Source organism: Methanobrevibacter sp. 87.7, assembly GCF_002208625.1.
Classification (GTDB): domain Archaea; phylum Methanobacteriota; class Methanobacteria; order Methanobacteriales; family Methanobacteriaceae; genus Methanarmilla.
In genome coordinates, this window is the sequence record NZ_MRCT01000283.1 from 1 (window position 1) to 962 (window position 962).

Annotated in this window: 1 protein-coding gene; it reads left to right on the forward strand. The window is 20.7% G+C overall.

Annotation, left to right across the window (positions count from 1 at the left end):
• The first annotated feature begins 332 nt into the window (after nucleotides 1-332).
• Nucleotides 333-860 (forward strand): carbonic anhydrase, encoded by a 528-nt coding sequence (locus tag BGI41_RS08225; RefSeq protein WP_088540216.1) that lies wholly within the window; start codon nucleotides 333-335, stop codon nucleotides 858-860.
• Nucleotides 861-962: the final 102 nt, after the last annotated feature.

Here is a 962-nt window from a genome sequence, read left to right on the forward strand (position 1 = left end):
ATTATATACATTTTTTAATAAAAAATAAGAACAAATCTGATTTTGAATAAAAAATAATAATCTTATTAAATTTAAATAAAAACTTATTTTAAATAAAAATTTAATTTTAATTCTAAAATATTAAAATTAGAGGTATAAATTCTTTAATTATCATCTATATAAATAAAAACTTTAAACAATGAAAATAGAATAATTTTTATACATTATATAAAATATTTATGAAAAATATATAGTAAATATGAATTAAATCTGAAAATAAAAGATATAAATATAAATATCATTAAAATATATATAATAAAAAGTTCTTTAAATTGAATAATAGATGTGGTAAAATGATTATAGATGATGTATTAAAGGCAAATGAAAAATTTACAGAAGAATTTGAAGGAGAAAAATTAGGACATCTTCCTAAAAAGAAATTAGCAATCTTAACCTGTATGGATACAAGATTAGTTGGTTTCTTAGAACCTGCATTAGGTATTGGAAGAGGAGATGCAAATATTATTAAAAATGCAGGAAACACAATTGTTGGAGAAGATGCAATAAGATCAATTGCAGCAGCAATATATTCTTTAGGAGCAGAAGAAGTAATGGTCATAGGACATACAGATTGTGGTATGGCACATGCAGATGAAGAAAAAATAAGAAATAAAATGATTGAAAAAGGAATTCCTGAAGAAGAAATAGATAAAATTAATTTAAAAGAATGGATTGGTGCAATAGATGATGAAGAATCAAATGTTGTAAAAACTGTTGAAACAATAAAAAATCATCCACTTATTAGTAATGAAGTACCAATTCATGGTTTAATCATAAATATTGAAAATGGAAAATTAAAAGTCTTAGTAGATGGAAGATAATTCTATCTACTTATACTTTATCTAAACTACACTTTTTTTAATAAAACAAACTTTTTTTATAAATAAACTCTTAAAAAATATAAATAAAACTAATTTTTAAAA